The organism is Spirochaetota bacterium, from assembly GCA_017999915.1.
In the GTDB taxonomy this organism is placed as follows: Bacteria; Spirochaetota; UBA4802; order UBA4802; family UBA5550; genus RBG-16-49-21.
This window is the reverse complement of the sequence record JAGNKX010000010.1, coordinates 56,434-76,191: the sequence shown is the minus strand read 5'-3', so window position 1 is coordinate 76,191 and position 19,758 is coordinate 56,434. Positions and strand designations below refer to the sequence as shown.

At 53.3% G+C, this 19,758-nt stretch carries 15 protein-coding genes; 9 read left to right on the top strand and 6 right to left on the bottom strand.

The window, feature by feature from the left end; translation table 11 throughout:
* Positions 1–113 precede the first annotated feature (113 nt).
* Together KA369_15095 and KA369_15090 are read left to right on the top strand one after the other, a co-directional pair.
* Positions 114–596 carry a hypothetical protein gene (locus tag KA369_15095; GenBank protein ID MBP7737304.1) on the top strand — a complete coding sequence of 161 codons (483 nt, stop codon included), beginning with the start codon at positions 114–116 and terminating at the stop codon, positions 594–596.
* Positions 597–634: 38 nt separating this feature from the next.
* Positions 635–1,696, top strand: coding sequence for a DUF2914 domain-containing protein (locus KA369_15090; protein MBP7737303.1), 1,062 nt, complete (start codon positions 635–637; stop codon positions 1,694–1,696).
* Between the two features lie 41 nt (positions 1,697–1,737).
* On the opposite strand, the gene KA369_15085 is transcribed toward KA369_15090, so the two are convergent.
* A complete protein-coding gene (locus KA369_15085) occupies positions 1,738–3,540 on the bottom strand; it encodes a long-chain fatty acid--CoA ligase (protein MBP7737302.1) in 1,803 nt (600 codons plus the stop codon).
* A gap of 355 nt (positions 3,541–3,895) precedes the next feature.
* Between KA369_15085 and KA369_15080 the strand changes: the two genes are divergently transcribed.
* From KA369_15080 to KA369_15065, 4 genes are all read left to right on the top strand, one after another.
* Positions 3,896–4,186 carry an STAS domain-containing protein gene (locus KA369_15080; GenBank protein MBP7737301.1) on the top strand — a complete coding sequence of 97 codons (291 nt, stop codon included), beginning with the start codon at positions 3,896–3,898 and terminating at the stop codon, positions 4,184–4,186.
* Between the two features lie 34 nt (positions 4,187–4,220).
* Positions 4,221–6,242, top strand: a complete 2,022-nt coding sequence (locus tag KA369_15075) for a cyclic nucleotide-binding domain-containing protein (protein MBP7737300.1) — start codon at positions 4,221–4,223, stop codon at positions 6,240–6,242.
* 215 nt (positions 6,243–6,457) lie between these two features.
* Positions 6,458–8,557 (top strand): acetate--CoA ligase family protein, encoded by a 2,100-nt coding sequence (locus KA369_15070; GenBank protein MBP7737299.1) that lies wholly within the window; start codon positions 6,458–6,460, stop codon positions 8,555–8,557.
* Between the two features lie 28 nt (positions 8,558–8,585).
* Positions 8,586–10,772, top strand: a complete 2,187-nt coding sequence (locus KA369_15065; protein ID MBP7737298.1) for a SpoIIE family protein phosphatase — start codon at positions 8,586–8,588, stop codon at positions 10,770–10,772.
* An 11-nt stretch (positions 10,773–10,783) separates the two neighbouring features.
* Here KA369_15065 and KA369_15060 read toward each other — a convergent pair whose 3' ends face one another.
* Both KA369_15060 and KA369_15055 read right to left on the bottom strand, forming a co-directional pair.
* Positions 10,784–11,197: a hypothetical protein gene (locus KA369_15060; protein MBP7737297.1), complete on the bottom strand. Its 414-nt coding sequence runs from the start codon at positions 11,195–11,197 to the stop codon at positions 10,784–10,786.
* A gap of 40 nt (positions 11,198–11,237) precedes the next feature.
* Positions 11,238–13,103: an ABC-F family ATP-binding cassette domain-containing protein gene (locus tag KA369_15055; GenBank protein MBP7737296.1), complete on the bottom strand. Its 1,866-nt coding sequence runs from the start codon at positions 13,101–13,103 to the stop codon at positions 11,238–11,240.
* 258 nt (positions 13,104–13,361) lie between these two features.
* Between KA369_15055 and KA369_15050 the strand changes: the two genes are divergently transcribed.
* Positions 13,362–13,949 (top strand): TetR/AcrR family transcriptional regulator, encoded by a 588-nt coding sequence (locus KA369_15050; protein ID MBP7737295.1) that lies wholly within the window; start codon positions 13,362–13,364, stop codon positions 13,947–13,949.
* 4 nt (positions 13,950–13,953) lie between these two features.
* Positions 13,954–14,880 (top strand): nitroreductase family protein, encoded by a 927-nt coding sequence (locus tag KA369_15045; GenBank protein ID MBP7737294.1) that lies wholly within the window; start codon positions 13,954–13,956, stop codon positions 14,878–14,880.
* Positions 14,881–14,928: 48 nt separating this feature from the next.
* Here KA369_15045 and KA369_15040 read toward each other — a convergent pair whose 3' ends face one another.
* From KA369_15040 to KA369_15030, 3 genes are all read right to left on the bottom strand, one after another.
* Complete coding sequence (locus tag KA369_15040) at positions 14,929–16,623, bottom strand: YgiQ family radical SAM protein (GenBank protein ID MBP7737293.1); 1,695 nt, start codon at positions 16,621–16,623, stop codon at positions 14,929–14,931.
* Between the two features lie 77 nt (positions 16,624–16,700).
* Complete coding sequence (locus tag KA369_15035; GenBank protein ID MBP7737292.1) at positions 16,701–17,513, bottom strand: enoyl-CoA hydratase/isomerase family protein; 813 nt, start codon at positions 17,511–17,513, stop codon at positions 16,701–16,703.
* Between the two features lie 20 nt (positions 17,514–17,533).
* On the bottom strand, positions 17,534–18,088 hold the full coding sequence (locus KA369_15030; GenBank protein ID MBP7737291.1) for a nitroreductase family protein: 555 nt from the start codon (positions 18,086–18,088) through the stop codon (positions 17,534–17,536).
* A 233-nt stretch (positions 18,089–18,321) separates the two neighbouring features.
* Here KA369_15030 and KA369_15025 point away from each other — a divergent pair, with 233 nt between their 5' ends.
* Entirely contained in the window at positions 18,322–19,533 is a 1,212-nt protein-coding gene (locus KA369_15025; GenBank protein ID MBP7737290.1) for an MFS transporter, read from the top strand.
* Positions 19,534–19,758 lie beyond the last annotated feature (225 nt).

The following is a 19,758-nucleotide window of genomic DNA, read 5'->3' as shown; positions in this document are numbered from 1 at the left end:
TCCTCACGATCCATATATTTACCTGAAATATTTACCGATAACTATCTTTATTTTTAACAATTACTTTTGTAATTCGTAATACTCTTTGATAGATCAAATCAAGGAGAACCCCCATGGAAATACAAACCACAATCAATATGAGTAAAAGGACTATGGATGAATTGAATCAAGCATCAATAACGCTACAGTTATCAAGAACCAATATAATACGACTACTTATAAAACAGTTTCTCGAAGATCAAAATGAAGTGGAAATCCTGAAATCACCGGTTAAATACCAGGAAAGAGATTCTGTATCGCAATGGGCTAAATTCCACATTACCCTTCGTGAAGACGAATATGAATTATGCCTTGATCTTAGGAAGGTTTATAAAATGTCTTTATCGCTTATAATTGCACTGGCTATTAGCAAATATCTGAAAAATATTCATTTTCTTATCAATCATAAATCAACAGAAGAAATTACCGATAACTATCTCTTTCATAATTATTACTTTTCTTTCAATTTAAAAAATGGAGTTCGAAAAATACAAATCTACTGGGGCTTCACCAATCCAGAGATAATACTTACCGATAACTATCCAAATATCATTTGACATCTTATCCCGAGGTAATTGTTACTATCAACCGAACCATGATAAAACGAACCTTTCAATATTACACAGAAGGTATTCCTCCACGGAGCGACTACCCCGACGGATTTCAGGGAACGATCCGGTATCTGCGCTCCATCTTCGACATCTGGCCCATGGGAATCCAGCGTATCATGAAACTTCAGCCCATCTTCTCCCTTGTAACGAGCCTTATTGTAATACTGCTCTTTAAAAAGGGATTCGAATATGTTCCCATTATAATAGTTTCCGTCATCTTCGCATTTTTCTACATCACCTTCCGCCTATACCTGGCAAAGCCAAAGGCAGGCATATTAACTTCCCTCTGGGATACGGCCCTGATATTTATCATCAACAACATGCTCCTTTTCGTACTTCCGTTTTATTTTGAATCCATGACTTTTCCATCACGCAATATACTATTCGCCCCGGTAATCGTAGGCCTTGCTGTCATCGCCGGATGGTTTCAACTCTACCAGAGTCTCGTGGCGCGTCATCCCTTACGAAGCTCCCTGTTCTACGCGCTCACGTTCTTTTGCGTACTGAACTTTCTCTTTCCCATACTCATGGGAATGAGGAACATCTGGAGCCTGCTTATATCCGGCGGCATCGCCGCACTGGCAGTAATTGTATTTGTTTATCCCCACATTGATATGCTGAAGAGCGTAAAGAACACTCTGGTATATCTCCTTGGCATAATTCTTAGCCTCGCCCTGTTATGGCTGGGAAGAGGCCTGATTCCTCCCTCACCCCTGAAACTCACGAAAGCAACGGCGTGCATCAACATTGAGAATTACAGGCCATGGAATCCCTTCAACAGGGCAAAGGCCGCTCAAACACCGGAGGTTTATTTCTACTCATCAATCTTTGCGCCCCGCGGCCTCAGTGAAAAAATAAACCATGTATGGTACCACAACAGCCGAAAGCTCCTGACCATTTCCTTGAGTGAAATCAAGGGAGGAAGAAAGGAAGGATTCGGGACGTGGTCCCGTCGAGCAATTCTCGAGGGCCAGGGGATATACACGGTGGAGGTCTGGACCGACGGCGGCCAGCTCCTGGGAACGGGAGAGTTTATCCTGTATTAAACAGGAACGGGCCCCCGCAGGGGCCCTATTCGTTTCGAATTTTAGTCGCCGGCCACTCCGGCATCAGCATACATCGAGTCGATAAGTTCTTTGTATTTCTCGCCGACCACTTTTCTCTTGATCTTGAGGGTCGGCGTCAGCTCGCCCCCGTCCTGGGTGAATTCAGTCGCCATGAGGGTGAAGCGCTTGATCTTCTCATAATTGGCCAGCTCCTTCGACTGGTCGGCAATCCGTTTTTCATAGAACTTGATGACGTCGGGATGCTTCACCAGGTCCTCGCGGGAGCTGAAGGATATGTTGTTTTCCTTCGCCCACTGTTCCAGGGCCACAAAGGACGGTACGATTAAGGCCGTAACATATTTCCGCTTGTCGCCGATGGTGGCGATCTGTTCTATATAGTGATCCATGCCCACCAGGGTCTCAATATGCTGGGGCGCGATGTTCTTGCCCTGCGATGTTATGATGAGGTCCTTGATCCGGTCGGTGATTTTCAAAAATCCGTCTTCGTCGATGATGCCCACATCGCCGGTCTTGAGCCATCCGTTGACGAGGGTATCCGCCGTGGCCTCGGGCTTCTTGTAATATCCCTTCATGATGTTGCCGCCGCGAGCAAGGATTTCGCCCGTATCATCGATCTTCACTTCGCAGTCCTTGATGGGCCTGCCCACGGTGCCGAATTTAAAGGCCCCCGGCGCGTTGCATGAGATCATGGGCGATGATTCGGTAAGGCCGTATCCCTGGCATACCAGGAGACCGGCGGCAAAAAAGAACTCCTCGATATCTATCGATAGAGGCGCGCCGCCGGCGGAGAAGAAATTCTTCGGGCCGCCCACGACATCGCGGATCTTTTTCAGTACAAGGGCATCGGCCAGGGAGTGCCGCACCGCGAGCCAGGGGCCGATGAATTTCCTGTTTTTCTTTTTGTACTGGTAGGTCTTCCCGGTACGCAGGGCCCAGTGGAAGAGCTTGACCTTGGCGGGAGAGGCTTTTTTCAGCCTGTCAAAAACTGTCGAATATATTTTTTCGTATAACCGCGGCACGCTGACCATTGCCGTGGGTTTCACATCAGGCATGAATTCCACGATCTTCTTCTGATCGGCAACATAATTGTTCTCCGCGCCGGTCCGGAACACGTAATATGACCATGTCCGCTCGTAGGCGTGGCTCAACGGCAGGAAGCAGAGGCTCCGGTCGCCGACGCCGACCGAGAAGCGCTCGTCAATGGCGCGCATCTGGTGGGCAAAATTGCCATGGGTGAGGATCGCGCCCTTGGGATCGCCGGTGGTCCCCGATGTGTATATCAGGGTCGCGATATCATCGACGGAACCCCGTCCCAGTCTCTCTTCAACGGTGGAGTCCTTCGTCGATTTTTTACCAAGCTCAAGGAAATCCTTAAGATATACAGAATGGGCGCCCTTGAGCTGGACCTTTTCATCAAAAACAATGACCTTCTTTAGATACTTGGATGAATCAATGAATGATGTTACTTTATCATACTGGACCTTGTCGCCGACGAACAATACCCGGATCTCAGCGTCATTGACGATATATTCCGCCTGTTTTGCCGTATTGGTGGCATAGATAGGCACCGACACTCCCCGGACAGAAAGAATCCCAAAATCGGCGATAGACCATTGGGGCATATTCTGGGCGAAGATCCCCACCATTTCGCCTTCCTTCACATCATACTCAAGAAGGGCTTTGGCGACTTCCTTTATCAATCCGCCCAATTCATTATAGGTAATTTGCTTCCATACATCATTTTCCTTGTAACGCATGGCAACCGACGCGCCGAACTTTTTTACGCTTTCGCGTATCATTGTACCAATATATTCGCTGCTCATATTATCCTCCTTAAGTAATTGTAATGATCTTTTTTTATGCTGATTTTTGTCAAGTTTAAGACCTCACGGCTATGGTTAAAATATACTCCCCGAATTTCAGGATGCCATACCGGATGGACGGAATTCTATTTTATAGAATAAAGATTGTTGACATATTATTCATTTATTATTAGAATTCTTTTAATTAACGATATTTAATCCAGCCGCCGAAGGCGGCGTGGACCAAGATGAGTAATCATAAGTAGATATACAACAATTCAATTTATCATCATTTTCATAATCATGAAACCGATAATTAATGATGATATCAACATCAAAGAAAAAAGTCAACAGGCCTATAACCCAAGAGGAAAAGATGAAAATTAAGATAAACCAGACCAGCGACATAATAAAAATAGGAATCGAGGGTAATCTTGAATCGACGACCCTGAAGCCTTTCAATGATAAGGTAGCCAATATTCCAAGCTTTGACAAGAATGTGGAAGTGGATCTTGCCCTTGTGGATTATATCGATTCCTCAGGCATACGCACCCTCTTAACGCTGAAGAAGAAGCTCAACGAGATCGACAAAAACCTTACAATCGTCAACTGCTCGGACAACGTAAAACGGATACTTCAACTTTCCTCGCTCCAGGGAATACTGTGATCCGGGCTTAACACCCCGTCACAGCGGCAACGCCATGACCTGGGAAAAGATAGTACTTGCGCTGATACCGGTTCCAGTCTTTTACTTAATCTATTTCAGATACTTCACGTTCAAGCCGGAATACCTCAAGCACATTGAATGCTTTTTTTCCGGGATCGCCTTCGCCCTGCTCATCATCCTCGCGTCGCCGCACCTGTTCCAGGGCCTCGATATCAGCAATCCCCTGTTTGAAGGCTTCGTGGAAGCGGCCGCCATAGAGAAAATCGGCGCCTTCCTTATCATCATCCTCCTGCACTATTATTATCCCAACTTCAGCGTCATGGAATCGATCCTGTCCTCCATGATGTTCGGCATCGGTTTTTCCGCCGTTGAAAACGTATCCTACGCCATGAATTTCGGATTATCGGTCATCGCGGTGCGTATTCTCTTTTCCGTGCCGCTTCACCTGACCACCTGCGGGATCATGGGCTACTACCTGGGCCTCCGGAAAATGAGCGAGACCAGGATAAACCGAATTTACTATTCCCTGCTCTCCCTGGGGATCCCCATTATCCTCCACGGCTCGTTTGACACCTTCATTCTCGCGGGCGGATATATATCATACCTGACCTCGCCCCTGCTGATCTTCCTGGTCATCATACTGGAGATCCTCATGGCGCAGTCACAGACACTGCTCCCCCTTGACCTGATCAAGGCGATGAGCCTTCGTTTCGAAGACTGGCATGTCATCATGCATCAGCCTTCATACGAGCGGTGGATACTCCAGTCCATGGGCACGCCCGACCGGCAGCCTGAAAACTTCTTCCAGTGGCAGCCCGGACTGATACGATTCATATTCGTCATCGTATTCATGATCAGTGCCATCATCGGCCTCGCATTACGGACCGAATTCGTCGGCCTGGTGAGCCTGCAGATACCGCAGCAGGATCAGGTCATCATGCTCGGCATCTTCCCCTTCTCCATAAGCCTGATCCTCATCCTGGTCGGGGCGGTTAACCCCAATTTTTTCAAAAACAGCAAGATAAAGATACCGATCATATCCGACGTGGAGGTCACCGCGAACGGCGAGTTCGAGGAAATACTGATCACCTACGACATCACCCAGGCCAGCTGCTTCCTCAGGACGGCCGAGCCCTACGGCATCGGGATTCGGAAAATGATCCGCTTCGAGTGCCCCGCCTTCAAGTCAGGCGAGATGGAGGGCGTTATCGTGTGGGAGAATCACGCCAATCCCCATGCGCCGCGCGGCTCCGTCATACGGCTCCTCGATCCTCCGGGGAATTTCTATTTCCCCTTTCTGGTGCGCTACAACATCTTCCGCGTCTTCAAGGGAATCGTCTTCAACCTCAAGCTGCCTGGATTCGAATCGATCCGGAAGCTGTTCATGCGGCCCATATCGACCATGCAGGACATCAGCATCATGCCGGCCGGCACCATCATCTACAACGAAGGCGACAAGGCCACTGAATTCTACCTGCTTAAAAAGGGCACCATCATCTTCTACAAGACAAAGGAAAGCGGCGAGATCATCACCATCGATACCGTCGACGACGAGCAGCTCTTCGGCGAGATGGCGGTCATCGGGAAAAGCGTCAGGGCCGAAACGGCCCGCTGCGTAACCGACTGCGTCATCGCCGTCGCCGATCGGGAAAACCTGAACGCCCTGGTCCGGAACAACACCGAGTTCACCATCAACCTGCTGGAAACCCTGGCCAACCGGGCCCGGATGTCCGAGAAGGTCCTCTTCGAGAATATCCGCAACCTGGAGAAAAAAGAATTCAACCACGTCCAGCTGGCCCGTTCGGCGCTTCTGCTCATTCTCCTGGGAACGGGCAGCAATACCGTGGGATCAACGGTCGATGTTTCAGTCGACTTGAATGCCATCGCCGGCTCCCTCGATGACGTCAATGATGACACGGTGCTGGAAATCCTTGCGCAATTCATGAAAAAAGGCGCCTCCGGGTCCATTGACCTGGAGCTATCGCCGTCGGCTGAGGCCTTCGCGGTACGGATCCTTGAGCGATTCAGGATGAAGCTGAAGATAAGAAGGCGGTGACCGGTCATCGCTCATTGCCGGAGAATCGGCATCCGGCTTCCCCATAACATTGAGCGATAAACCCATGGAAATTTATTGACATTATTTTTTTTCGCCTGTACATTGCAAGAGTCGGCATTCCCCGTCCGTGCCGCGACCATCAGGGAGGTCTTCCATTATCATCAGCGCCGGAAACGCACGGCCTCGATTAAATCAATGTCGCCAGGGAGGATTTCATGGATAAGCTCTTTTATCCCCAATCGCTCGCCATTATGGGGCTCTCGTCAAAGCCGAACAACATCCCAAAGCTGGTTCTTGAAAACCTTATCAGATGGGGATACAAGGGAAGGATCCTGGGCGTTAACCCGCGGTCCGACGACAAGGAGGTCAATGGCATACGGATGTACAAGACCGTCAGCGACCTTCCTATAACGCCGGACCTTGTCTTCGCGCTGGTGCCCTCCAGACTGATCCCAGATCTCGTGGACGAGTGCGGCCTGAAGGGGACCCGGTGGATGGCGATCCCTTCCGGGGGATTCAATGAATTGAGCCAGGAAGGGCAGAACCTGGCCGACCTCCTGATGGAAAAAGCCCGGAAGCACGGCATTCGCTTCGTCGGCCCCAACGGCCTCACCGTGGCCAACACCGCCAACGGCCTCTGCCTGCCCTTCATCCCGTCATTTCCGCCGCCCAAGGGAGGCCTTTCGATAATCGCCCAGAGCGGCGGCGTGGGCATCATGCTCTGGAACTTCATGACCGACGAGAACTTTGGCATGGCGAAATTCGCCAGCATCGGCAACAAGCTCGACCTGGACGAGGTCGATTTCCTGGAATACTTCGGCCGCGATCCGGAAACGAAAATCATCGCCATGTACCTGGAGAGCATCCCCCGGGGCAAGGAACTCCTGGCGGCGGCCGAAAAGATCGACAAGCCCATCATGATACTCAAGTCGAACACCACCACCGCCGGACGCCGGGCCGCCATGAGTCACACCGCGGCGCTTTCCAACGACGACGAGATCATCGACGCCGCCTTCGAGCGGGCCGGCATTATCCGCATATCGAATTTCTACGAATTCATCAGCGTGGCAAAGGCCTTCGACCTGCCGCCCATGCGGGGAAACCGCCTGATGATGATGAGCCCGGCCGGGGGCATCACCGTCATGATGGCGGACCTGTGCGAGAAGATAGGCTTCCGCTTCGCGGACCCTGGCAGGGAATTCTACGAGGGCCTCAAGGGCTTCTCCAACGCCGGCGTCATCAACTTCTCCAATCCCCTTGACATGGGTGACATCTACGACCCGAACCTCTACACCAAGATTTTTTACGAGGTGATGCATAATGACAACATCGACGGCGCCGTGTTCGTGAGCCAGTGGCCCCACATGCCCCGCGGCGGGGACGTCTTTTACAAGATGTTCCACACCGACCTGTCCAAGGAAACCACGGGCACCATGCTTTCCTCCGGGAAGCCCCTGGGGGCGTGCATTTTCGGCCTTTCATCGACGATATCCACAATGAAGAAGAACATCAACTTCCCCATCTTCGACGGATTCGAGGAGATGATGATTGCGCTGAAAAAGCAGTGCGATTTCCACATGAGGCAGGAGCGGAAGCCCGTTGAATCGCGGCTCCCCGGCAAAATCAATGAAGCAGCGGCGGATCGCTGGATCAAGGACCATCCCGGCGACACCGGCGAGGACACTCTGGAGCTTCTTTCGCATTTCGGCATAGCCGTTGCGGAATCAGCGGTGGCCCGGGACGCCGACGACGCCCTCTCCCTGGCGAAACAGTTCGGCTACCCAATCGTCATGAAGGTGGTCTCGCCGGACGCATTGCATAAATCGGAGGCCGGCGGCGTCCTGGTCGGCGTAGCCGATGATGAAGCCGTGGCTCGGGGATTCAACTCGATACGCCGGAACCTGGAGGCGTACACAAAAAACGCTCGACTCGAAGGTGTCAGGATCATGAAGATGGCTTCTGATGGATATGAAATGTTCATCGGAGGCAAGCAGGACGCGTCCTTCGGCCCGGTCGTCTTTTTCGGATACGGCGGCATCTATATTGAAGTATTCAAGGACGTAAAACTTCTCCTCTGCCCGACCGGCCGCGAAGAAATATCGGAAAAGGTCAGGCAGCTCAAATCATACCACATCCTCCGGGGCGCCCGGGGGAAACAGGCCGCCGACATCGGCGCTTTCGTGGACATGATCATGGGAGTATCCCACCTCCTGGCCAGGTACCCGCAGATCAGGGAGCTGGATGCGAACCCGGTGCGGCTTCTCGGCGACGGTTCGGGGGCGATGGCCCTGGACGCGCGTATACGGATAGAATAATAACGGCAAAGGCTTCGACCTGACAGGCATGAATCTTTATTTAATACTACCGCTCCTTTCGTTCCTGATCAACTTTTTCACCATGTCCTACGCGATCGCGTTGAATATCAGGAACCAGGTCAATCGCTCCTACGTGATATTTGCGGCCACCATAAGCCTGTGGGTCCTTTGCAGCTCGGCCTTCCACCTTCCCGTAGATGATTCGGCTATTGTCCCTTTCAGCAAATTCTCTTCTATTTTCTGGTATACGACCGGATTTTTTTTCACCAACTTCACCTACGTGTTCCTGCGGCGCCGGCGGGACTTTTTCTATTATGCCACACTGGCTGTATCAATCGGGGCTATCATCGTCGCCATGACAACGGACCTGATCGTATCCGGGCACGCCCACTATCCCTGGGGATGGCGCTTCAGCGAAGGAATCCTCTTCACCCCCGCCACACTGGTGGTGCTGCTGATCCCCATCGTGGTCTCCTGGGTGCTCACCCTCCGTTACCGGCAGTCGACCGGAGACCCGGTCCGCCGCAAGCAGCTCACGCCCATCCTGGCGGGGGTTCTCTGCGCCATTTTTGTCGCGGCGCTGAACCAGTTCCTCATCCCCAATCTGCCCGGCTTCGAAAACAGCGTCAGGTACACCGCCTCATGGAGCGTTATCCTGAGCCTTTTCATGTTCTACACCATCATCCGCTACCGCTTCCTTACCCCCGGATTGAACGACATAGCGAGCGAGCTCTTCGCGTCATCCAAAGAGGGCGTCATCATACTGAACAGCACCGGCACTGTTCTCAATATCAACACCGCCGCGGTGAAAATCCTGAATACCGGCGCCACCGCGCCGTCATCCCTGCGGCTGGAGACGCTGATAAGCGACTACCGCACGGACGCGGCCTACAGCAATTATCAGACAACGACCGCCGGGCCCATGAACAAGCGCGCGATAATGATCAGCCAGTCGGAGATCCGGGCCGGAACCATAACCACCGGCCGGATCCTCATCATCAACGACATATCGGAGATGGCGAGGATGAACGAGGCGCTGCGTGAATCGCACGAGCTATTCAAGCTCATCACCAACAATGTGACCGATGTAATCTGGATCTTCGACCTGGGGACCATGCGGTTCAGCTACACCAGCCCCTCGGTGACGGCTAACACCGGATGGTCCCCCGATGAGTTTGCCAGGCTTCAGTTCTCCGACATAATGAACGAAGAGGACGTGCAACTGGTAATGACGGTGCTGGGCGATGAGATCAGGAACGACGGAGCGCGCGAACCGGGCAGATCAAAAATCCTCACGCTGAAAGAAAGAACGCGAAGCGGCGCCATAGTCGATATCGAGATCCAGGCGTCTTTCATACGGGACGCTTCGGGCAAACCGGTGGCCATGCTGGGAGTTACGCGGGACATCACGGAGCACAAGCGCCTCGAACGGGAGCTGCGCACGAGTCTCCGGCAGTTAAAGGAACGGAATGAAACCATTGAAAAAGACCTTAAAACGACCCAGATCATCCAGCGGGCCCTTCTCCCGGCCGAACCGCCGCATTGTGACCGGCTCAACATCGATTTCCGCTACCTGCCCCTCGAAGCGGTCGGCGGAGACTTCTTCAACATCATACAGCTGGCGGAAGGCGGGCTTTCCGTTTTCCTGAGCGATGTCACCGGCCACGGCATCACGGCCGCCCTTTTCCTGTCGCTGCTCAAATCGATCAGCAGCACGCACCTACGCCGCCACGCCTATGAGCCGTCGGCGTACCTGGCCGCGGTCAACGCCGACATGTACGAGCAAATGCATTCCTATTTCATGTCAGCGGTATACGGCATTTTCAAGAATAACGGCACCGATCAATCCATCACGTTGGCCGCCTCGTGCGGGGGCCACCCACCGCCCATCGTGCACAGAGCCGGGCGGGACGCGGCGGACTATCTTGACATACGCGGCGCGATGATCGGGGTGCTGAGCGACAGGACATTCCCCTCGCTGGAGATCTCTCTTGATCCCGGAGACCGCGTTTATTTCTATACGGACGGCCTTCCCGAAATGACGAACGAAAAACGCGAATACCTGGGGTACGACCGTTTCCTTCATATAGCAGGGAGCACCAGGGGCATGGGTCTCGGAGAGGCCCTTGATGCCATCATTGCCGCGGCGCACAGCTACCGCGGTACAGGCAGGATCGACGATGACATCGTCATTATCGGCGTCGAGGTGCTCTGAAGACGGAACCGCTACGGTCGGCCCAGCTTTTCTTTTATGGCGGCGACGCACCCGCCATAGAGCCTGATTTTCTTACCGCCGACGGCGCATATCATATAAGGTGTTATGAACCTGCCAAATTCAATGTTTCCCATCGCGGCATAGGCGATATAAATCGGCTTGTGGAAGATGGAAAAAAGGAAAATGGGAGCGATGCGGATGCCCTGGGTATACACCGTGATATTCAGGACAGAGTTGTATCCGCCAAAGAACCCGATCCGCATTGATTGGAACGAATATGCCGTCCCTGTCTCATGGAGCGCCGAAGGAACGGGGTTGGAATTCGCCAGGTCACGCCAGCCGCCGATGACCGATATGAGGCCGATCACCCCGACCCACATGAGCATAAAAAAAGGAATGAATATGATGGGGATCAATACTTCCATAAAAACCGCCCTTCCATTATTTAAATGCCCGGGCTAAACGCTATTCCCGGGACGTGATTCCCTGCTCGTCCATTTCCGCGTCAAAGGCCTTCGACTTCTCCTCGTATTCGGTTATGTAGGTTTCCAGGCTGTCAAAGAGCGAATCGATCTCGGTGCGGAGCTGGTGGATCTCCCGCGAGAGCTGCGCTATGGTCTCGCCCTTACCTATGCCGGAGGCAGCGATGATATCGTTGTTCAGGGCCGAAAGGCGCCTCTCCTTCACCTCGATGTCGGATTCGATCCCGGCTATCTTTGTCTTAAGGGGGTTGATGATCTTGGACCGCCGCGCAAGGATGTCGGCGCGGATACGGCGCGAGTCTTTCTTGGTCACCCCGTCCCTGTCCGCGGCCCTCAGAGACGGCGCGGCAATTCGCTGTGACGGGCCTTCGCGCTCGTCCTCCCATCCGACCTTGTCGAGAAAATTCTGGTACGTTCCATCAAAGACAGAGACGCGGCCGCCCTGAAATACCACGAAACGGTTGGCCAGGGTGTGAAGGAACATCTCGTCATGGGTCACGATGATGGCCGCCCCCTCGAACTCATCGATGGCGGCCAGGAGCGCCTCGGAGGATTCCATGTCAAGATGGTTCGTGGGCTCGTCAAGGAGCAGCAGGTTCGACTTCTGGGCCAGGATCTTCCCCAGGAGGACCCTGCTCTTCTCCCCCCCTGACAGGACCTCGATCTTCTTCAGGGCCATGTCCCCCTCGAACATCATGGCGCCGGCGATATCCCGCGACTTCTGCCGCTCGCACCCGGCGGCCATGATCTCTTCCTCTATGGTGTAAAGATTGTTGAGACGGAGCGTATTGGTCTGGGAGAAATGGCCGATGCTCATCTCTCCATGGGAGACGATTGTGCCGGATTTCGGTTCGAGCTCCCCGGCCAGGAGCTTGAGGAGGGTCGTTTTCCCCTTGCCGTTTTTCCCGATAACGCAGATCCGGTCATCCTTGCCCACGGTGAACCCGACGTTCGGGATCAGCTCTTCCTCGCCGTAGGAAAAGGAGAGGTCTTCCACGGTCATGAGCGTCTTGGCGGGGAAAGGCTTGTAGTTGAAGGAAAAATCAAGGGTCTTGATCTTATCAAGGCGGTCCAGCTTGTCCTGTTTCTCCAGCGCCTTGATGCGCGACTGAACCATCCCCGCCAGGCGCGCCTTGGCGCGGAAGCGGCTTATGAAGAGCTCCGCTTCCTTGCGCTTCTTTTCGTCATTGATGCGGGTCTTCTCGTGTATCTCCTCTTCTTTTAGGATCTGCTCGTAATACTTGTCGGTGCCACCCTCGATCTTCCGGACCCTTTTCCGGTGGATCCCCACGGTATGGGTCGTGACGCTGTCCATGAAGGAGCGGTCGTGGGTGATGACCATGAGCTCGCTCTTCCACTGGCGAAGAAATTTTTCGAGCCACCGGATCGAGACGATGTCAAGGTAGTTGGTCGGTTCGTCAAGTAGGAGAAGGTCCGGCTCCGAAACCAGGACCCGGGCCAGGCCCAGCCGCACCTGGTAGCCACCGGAAAATTCGGACGTGGATCGCTGCATGTCCTGCTTCGTAAAGCCCAGGCCGGAGAGGATCTTCTCCGCCATCCAGGTTTCGCCGTGGAGGTGCTCCGGAAGGCCGCGGCACGCCTCGGCCAGCACGGTGGGCTCCGCAAAAAGAAGGTGCTGGGTCACATAGCCGATGCGGTACCCCTTGGGTATGGCTATTTCGCCTGAATCAGCCTGTTCCTCACCGATAACTATCCGGAACAGCGTGGTTTTGCCATGGCCGTTGCGGCCCACCAGGCCTATGCGTTCCTTCGGGTTTACGCTGAAGCTTACATTATCGAACAGTAACTGCCTGCCGAAAGATTTGGAGAGATTGTTTATTTGTATCATAACCGATAACTATCGGCGACAATGCTTAAAGAAGGTGCGGCAGATTTCAAATGTTTTTCTCTAATGCAAGGCTGGATATCATTTTTATAAACTGCTCTGACACCACAATGGTAAATATAAACATTTCTAATTTATTATATATTTTAAAATTTATATTGGTGAAACCATTACTCTGACCCCAGAAAAATTTTGCTCTGCCCCCAATAATTAACTTGATTTAAATACCTACCGACGGTATTTATGTTACAGGTACAATTCATGACAAAAAAAGAATCAAAAGATAAAAGAATAAAAGACATCCTTGATGCAGCCATCCATGAATTTGTAGAGAAGGGTTATGAATCCACCTCCATGGATTCAATTGCTGCCAGGGCCAATCTGACCAAGGGCGGTCTGTACTATCATTTTTCCAGCAAAGATGATATCCTTATAAAAGCCAACGAATTGTTCATGGAGCCGATCCTGGCCTTCATGGCTGACGCCATGGACAGGCCGAACGCCGCCGATGGTCTTGGCTCATATATCAATCAGTATCTCACCTACTGGATCAGGCATCCCCGGGAATTATCCTTCATTTTTCTCACCATGACAAAAACGATAGCGAACGAAAATCTCTGGCACCTCTATGACGGTTACACATCCCAGATGACCGCGTTCTTTGAGACCATGTATCAAAAGGGCATTTCAGCGGGAGAGTATAGAGAATTCAATGTCAGTGGCGCCTCCATTGCGCTCATGGCCGCCCTTGACGGCGTCATTGGATACCTGATTCTCGATAAAGACCTGCAACTGGAAAAAACGGTAAGTGATTTTATAGAAACCTTTATAACGATCCATAGGGTGTAATACCATGAAAGGAAAACCGGGAAAAACCATAACCACCGGATTCGGCAACGAACCGGCCGTGCCTCTGATCAATCTGAAACTTTGCACGAAGTGCGGATTATGCGTCAAGGTGTGTAAATCCTTTACGATTGTCAGCATCGACGGCACGCCCTCCATATCCCCGGACAACGGCCTGGGCTGCATCGGCTGCGGCCAGTGCATGATGGTCTGTCCCAGAGGCGCCGTCACCGTAAGGGGCCGCAGGATCGGCCCTGCCGACAGTTTTGTCCTTCCGAAGAAGGAGAAGCGCGCAACACCTGAATCGCTGGAAGCATTGCTTCTCTGCCGCCGCAGTGTCAGGGAATTTGCCGATAGGGAAATTGAAAAGAAAACAATCGATCGTCTTCTCTCCATGTCCACCAGCGCCCCCATGGGGATTCCACCTTCTGACGTGGCTGTTACCGTTGTCCATGGTTTTGACCGGGTCCAGGAATGCGCCGGCGACATCCTCAGGGTCTTCGAGAAATGGCAGCGCTTCTTCAACCCGGTCGTAATGGCGTTAATGAGGCCTTTCATGAAAAAGGCCGATGTGGAAGCGTTCAGGGATTTCATCCTTCCCGCCACGAAGATGATGATCGAGGAACGAAAGCGAAAGGTTGACCTACTTTTCTACGGAGCCCCGGCGGTTCTTCTCTTCCACCAGTCACCCTATGCCGACCCGGTCGACGGCCACATCGCCTGCACCTACGCCATGATCGCGGCGGAATCCCTCGGACTCGGCACCTGCATGATCGGCACCGTGGCCTTCGCTCTGGAGCGGGAGAAAAAGCTCAAGGAAAAATGGGGGATCCCGGCGGAAAACAGGGTCTCCCTGGCCATGATAGCGGGACACCCGGCGTTCAGGTATACGAGGGGCATGCGGCGCACCTTTGCCGGCATCGTGTATAAGTAAGAACCGAAGCCGCAAATCCGGTAGGAATGCGGCTCCCGGGAACGGCTTTCATTTCTTATGGGGGCGGCCCAGGGCCTTCTTCTGCTTCTCTTTTTCCGCGTTGTTCCTCTCCACGAAGACCTGGTCGCCGGTAAAGGGATCGATGCCCGTGTAATACATGACCGTGGACCAGGTCGACGGCAGGGGCGTGAATATCTGCACCTGCTCAGGGTCAAGGTGGAGCTCGTTCTGGACGAACCATCGCAGGGACTTCATGTGGTTCAGGGTGCTCCCGGGGTGGGCGGCGATGAAGTAGTAGGTGAGAAACTGCTTCTTCCGGTATTGCTTCGTAAGGCGGAAAAAAAGATCGCGAAAGGGCAGAAGGCTTTCCACCGAGGGCTTCCCCATAAGCTCGAGGACGCTGTCCACGCAATGCTCCGGCGCGATCTTGAGCTGACCGGAAACATGGTTCTTCACGACCTCGGAAAGATATTCCTCCCCGGCCCGGCTATCGGCCATGACCAGGTCATGGCGAATTCCGGAAGCCACAAAGGATTTGCGGACGCCGGGTATCCCCCTGATCTTGCGAAGAAGGCTTATCTGGCTCTTGTGGGACACGCTCATGGTGCGGCACACGTGCCCTCCCAGGCACCGCTTATCCGCGCACGGGCCCCGGCGCTCCATGCTCCTGCACACCATCCCGTACATATTCGCCGTGGGGCCGCCGATATCGGCGATAATGCCGCGAAACCCGGGGCGCCGCACAAATCCCTTCGCCTCCCGAAAGATCGATCCTTCGCTTCGCGAAACAACGGCGCTTCCCTGGTGCACGGCGATGGAGCAGAAGTTGCAGCCGCCGAAACATCCCCGGTGCGTTGTTATGGAAAAACGGATCGTGTCAAGGGCGCGCACGGTTCCCAATTTTTTATAGAAGGGATGCGTGTCCCTTTCATAGGGAAGCTCGTAGACCCGGTCCAGCTCTTCAGAGGAAAGGGGAATGGATGGAGGATTGTGGATCAGGAAGCGGTCCCCGTGCTTCTGGACCATTCCCCTGGCGTTCACCGGATCGCAGTTGCCGAAATAGATGCGGCTCATCTCCATGAATTCGCCCTTGTTCTGCGCCGTGTCTTCATATGAGGGGAGATTGATATAATCATTGATCGTGTATCCCGCGATGTAGCAGATGCCGCGGAGGCCATGGAAGTCTTTGCCTGACTTGATGCACTGCGCCAGCTCCACCACGGTCCGCTCCGCCATGCCGTAGGCCAGGATATCCGCCTTGGCATCAAAAAGGATGGAGCGGCGGATACTGTTGTCGCGGAAATCATAATGAGCCACTCGGCGGAGACTCGCCTCAATGCCGCCGATAACAATCGGGACCGTATCCTTAAAATACTGGCGTATCAGGTTTGAATAGACAATGACCGCCCGGTCCGGGCGTCGGTTATTCTCTCCGCCGGGGGTCAGGTCATCCTGCCTGCGCCATTTTCCCGTGGCCGTGTAATTGGCCACCATGGAATCCACTGACCCTGAGCTGACGCCCCAGAACAGGACCGGCTCCCCGAGGCGCGTAATGTCTTTGCCGTTCCCCGTATCCGGCTGGGCAATGATTCCCACGCGGTACCCCGCGTCCATGAGGACATGACCGATCACGGCGCTTCCCAGGTAGGGGCTGTCTACATAAGTATCCCCGCTTATAAGGATTACATCAAACCGGTCCCATCCGAGCTTGTTTGCTTCTTCTATGGTAGTGGGGATAAACAAAATGCTTCTCTCCTACAGTAGGGGGTCAGAGCTAATTATAATTGATCATCCCAGGTGTCAGAGTAAAATCGCCGGCCCTACTGGGGGTCGGGAAAATCCGGCTCCTTCTTATTCAGAAAGGCCGTGATGCCGTGAAGGCATTCCCCGGATGCGATAAGATCCGAGGCGACCAGTGTTTCCAACTCCAGGGCGTCCCTGAAGGGGATATCCGGGGAGCGGCGTATCACTTCCAGCGCGGCCCGGGTCGCGAGGGGACCGTTTTTGGATATGCCGCCGGCTATCTCCAGGGATTCATCAAGGCTTTTCCCTGGTTTACTGATACGATTCACCAGTCCCATGGAGATTGCCTCATCAGCCCGGACCCTCCGGGCAGTCAGGATCAGGTCCGCCGCCCGGGACCTTCCCAGGAGACGGCTCAGGGCGACCCCGCCGCCCCAATCAGGCATGAGCCCCAGCCGCACTTCGGAGAAGCAGATTTCCGCTCCCGGATCCATGACCCGCAGGTCACACCGGACCGCAAGCTCGGCGCCGCCCCCGAAGGCGAGGCCGTTGATGGCGGCGATTATCGGCACCGGAAGGGCCACCAGTTTATCCACTGTTTCACGGATATACCGCACCACCTCCTCAACCGCGGTACGGCTCCTTTTTTTGACCGCTTCTGCGAAGATTGTTATCTGGGAATTCACGGGATTCACGTCAAAGCCGGCGGAAAAAGCGTTGCCGGCGCCCGTTATGATGATGGCCCGGGGAAGATTGGACTTAAGCTGCTGCACCGTCTGTTCCAGGCCAGACCACATATTCGCGTCAAAGACGTTCTTCTTATCAGGCCTGTTCAAGGTGATAACGGCGCTCTGCCCCCTGTATTCAACCTGAATGCATGTATCCCCCATCACAGCCCTCCCGGTTTCTATTATTTTTTCCCGAAAACGTCCCGATGGGTAAAATCAACCACAGCCCTACGGGGCGGGCCCTGCTTGTCCGGTACCGAGGGTTTGCCCACGGGAATAACGGTAACAGCTTCATAGCCATCCGGCACCGACATCACGCCTTTCAGGGCGTGATGGTCGAGGTAACTTACGATGACCGTGCCGAGGCCCATATCATGGGCGCGCAGGCAGAGATTCTGCACAGCCAGCGCCAGGTCGAACATGAACCATTCGGAGAATATGGTGAGGTTTTTCCCGTCATGGGCGCCGGAAACGCCCCTTCTGGCGCATCCCACTATGACCACCGAGGCCGATTGGGTGCACTTGACCGCCGGATTATTCTGAGCAAGGGTGGCGGCGATCTTTTCGATTATCTGTCTGTCCCTGACTACAATGAATTCCCAGACCTGGGTGTTGGCCCAAGATGGGGCCCACCGGGCTGCCTCAAGCAATTCATTGACATCTTCATCGGTGACCTGGTAGCCGGTGAATTTCCTGACGCTTCTTCGTTTCAGGATCGCTTCTTTTAGTTCCATCAATGGCCTCCATGCTCTATATTCTATTAATATCTCTATTATTATTAATGCAATCCATTTTCCAGCCCGGACTTTTAAAAATAGCGGCCATAAATATGATTATATTCATAAGTTCTATAATTTCCAATTTCATGGTTTCTCTGGCCGCACAATGTGCAATCCCGGTGCCAGAGTAAAACTATCCCTCGAAAAGCAAAAAATCCTTGCTATTCATCAACCATCAATATGGTTAAGCCATGAAGCGGTATAATTCATTATTCTATTATCTGGCCCTGGCAAACTTAATGTTTTTCCTTGGCAATTCCCTCTTTATACTCCTGCCGATCTACCTGAAAAATCTGGGCGCCACCGAATCCTATATCGGGATAATGAATAATGTCGATAAAATCTTCACTATCATCACGGCGATCAACATGGGAGTTATCATGCACGGCAGGGACAGGATACGCCTTCTTCGTGTCGGCTACATGATCATCGCCTGCGCATACGCGTCGTACCTGCTGGTGACATCGCTGACATGGGCGCTCCTCATAATACGGATCGTCCATGGGATCGGATTCTCCGTGGCCATGATCCTGGGAACTTCGATCATTTTCGAGATAGTCCCCATGAAAGAGGCCGCGGAGGCCATCGGCATCTATGGCATCACCGGCGCCATCAGCAACGCCATAAGCCCCTTTGTCGGCGAGATGATCCTTTCCCGCGGATACCCCCACCAGGTGATATTCGCCCTTTCGGTGGCGCTGGTGCTGATGAGCCTTGCCATAACCTTTGTCATGCCGCGCCCCGAGGGAGCCGCTTTCACCGATGCCCTGCCAGAGAGCCGCGGATCCCTGCATCTCATGGCAAAGCCTAAGTTCGTCATCATGTTCTTCGTCTCCATGATCTTCGGCGGCGGATTCGGCGTCATCGTGACATATCTCCCGAACTTCATCCGCACCACCACGCCGTTCAATTTCTCATATTTTTTTCTGATGTACATAGCGGTGCTTATTATTATCCGGTTTACCTTCATCAAGCAGGTCAGCCGCTTCAGCAAAAGCGCCCTGATCATGGCCGTTTTCATCGTCGGCGCTATGATGAACGTCTTCCTCAATTTTCTTGATTCCATCCTCATGCTGATCGTGGTGAGCGTCATGTACGGGATCACCCACGGAATCCTTTACCCGGTGCTGAACACCATCCAGGTGAGCATCGTTGATCCCGGGGACCGGAGCAAGGCCAACGCCCTCTTTACCGCTTCATTTAACGGCGGCATGATGATCTTCGCCCTTGGCCTGGGATTCCTCATCGATTACCGGGATTCCTACCTGGTGGCCTTCAACGTGTGCGCCGCCATGTTCCTGGTGGCTGTCATTCTGATCAAGGCGGCCCTCCGATACGGGAGCCTGGATGCCGCCGAGGGGCCGGCGCCGGACATTACCATGGGGTCAGAGCAAAACCTGTAGGCAGGGCCCTGTAAAATCCATGGCATCACAAGAATACTATAGACTTGCCACAGCCATGCAGTGAAATCCACCAATCCGACTGAAATTTGGAAGAGGGGCGATAACTATCTTCCCTTTTTTCAACGCCCGGCGCCTGGAACTTACTCTGACACTTCCACAATACAAAAAATGCTAATATTATGTCTCATTAATGCCGAAATTCAATCTATAATCTGATGTACAAGG

What these genes read in the sequence shown, in the direction of transcription:
- KA369_15095 (MBP7737304.1), top strand. Translation starts at nt 114, where the DNA reads ATGGAAATACAAACCACAATCAATATGAGTAAAAGGACTATGGATGAA.
- KA369_15090 (MBP7737303.1), top strand. Translation starts at nt 635, where the DNA reads ATGATAAAACGAACCTTTCAATATTACACAGAAGGTATTCCTCCACGG.
- KA369_15085 (MBP7737302.1), bottom strand. Translation starts at nt 3,540, where the DNA reads ATGAGCAGCGAATATATTGGTACAATGATACGCGAAAGCGTAAAAAAG.
- KA369_15080 (MBP7737301.1), top strand. Translation starts at nt 3,896, where the DNA reads ATGAAAATTAAGATAAACCAGACCAGCGACATAATAAAAATAGGAATC.
- KA369_15075 (MBP7737300.1), top strand. Translation starts at nt 4,221, where the DNA reads ATGACCTGGGAAAAGATAGTACTTGCGCTGATACCGGTTCCAGTCTTT.
- KA369_15070 (MBP7737299.1), top strand. Translation starts at nt 6,458, where the DNA reads ATGGATAAGCTCTTTTATCCCCAATCGCTCGCCATTATGGGGCTCTCG.
- KA369_15065 (MBP7737298.1), top strand. Translation starts at nt 8,586, where the DNA reads ATGAATCTTTATTTAATACTACCGCTCCTTTCGTTCCTGATCAACTTT.
- KA369_15060 (MBP7737297.1), bottom strand. Translation starts at nt 11,197, where the DNA reads ATGGAAGTATTGATCCCCATCATATTCATTCCTTTTTTTATGCTCATG.
- KA369_15055 (MBP7737296.1), bottom strand. Translation starts at nt 13,103, where the DNA reads ATGATACAAATAAACAATCTCTCCAAATCTTTCGGCAGGCAGTTACTG.
- KA369_15050 (MBP7737295.1), top strand. Translation starts at nt 13,362, where the DNA reads ATGACAAAAAAAGAATCAAAAGATAAAAGAATAAAAGACATCCTTGAT.
- KA369_15045 (MBP7737294.1), top strand. Translation starts at nt 13,954, where the DNA reads ATGAAAGGAAAACCGGGAAAAACCATAACCACCGGATTCGGCAACGAA.
- KA369_15035 (MBP7737292.1), bottom strand. Translation starts at nt 17,513, where the DNA reads ATGGGGGATACATGCATTCAGGTTGAATACAGGGGGCAGAGCGCCGTT.
- KA369_15025 (MBP7737290.1), top strand. Translation starts at nt 18,322, where the DNA reads ATGAAGCGGTATAATTCATTATTCTATTATCTGGCCCTGGCAAACTTA.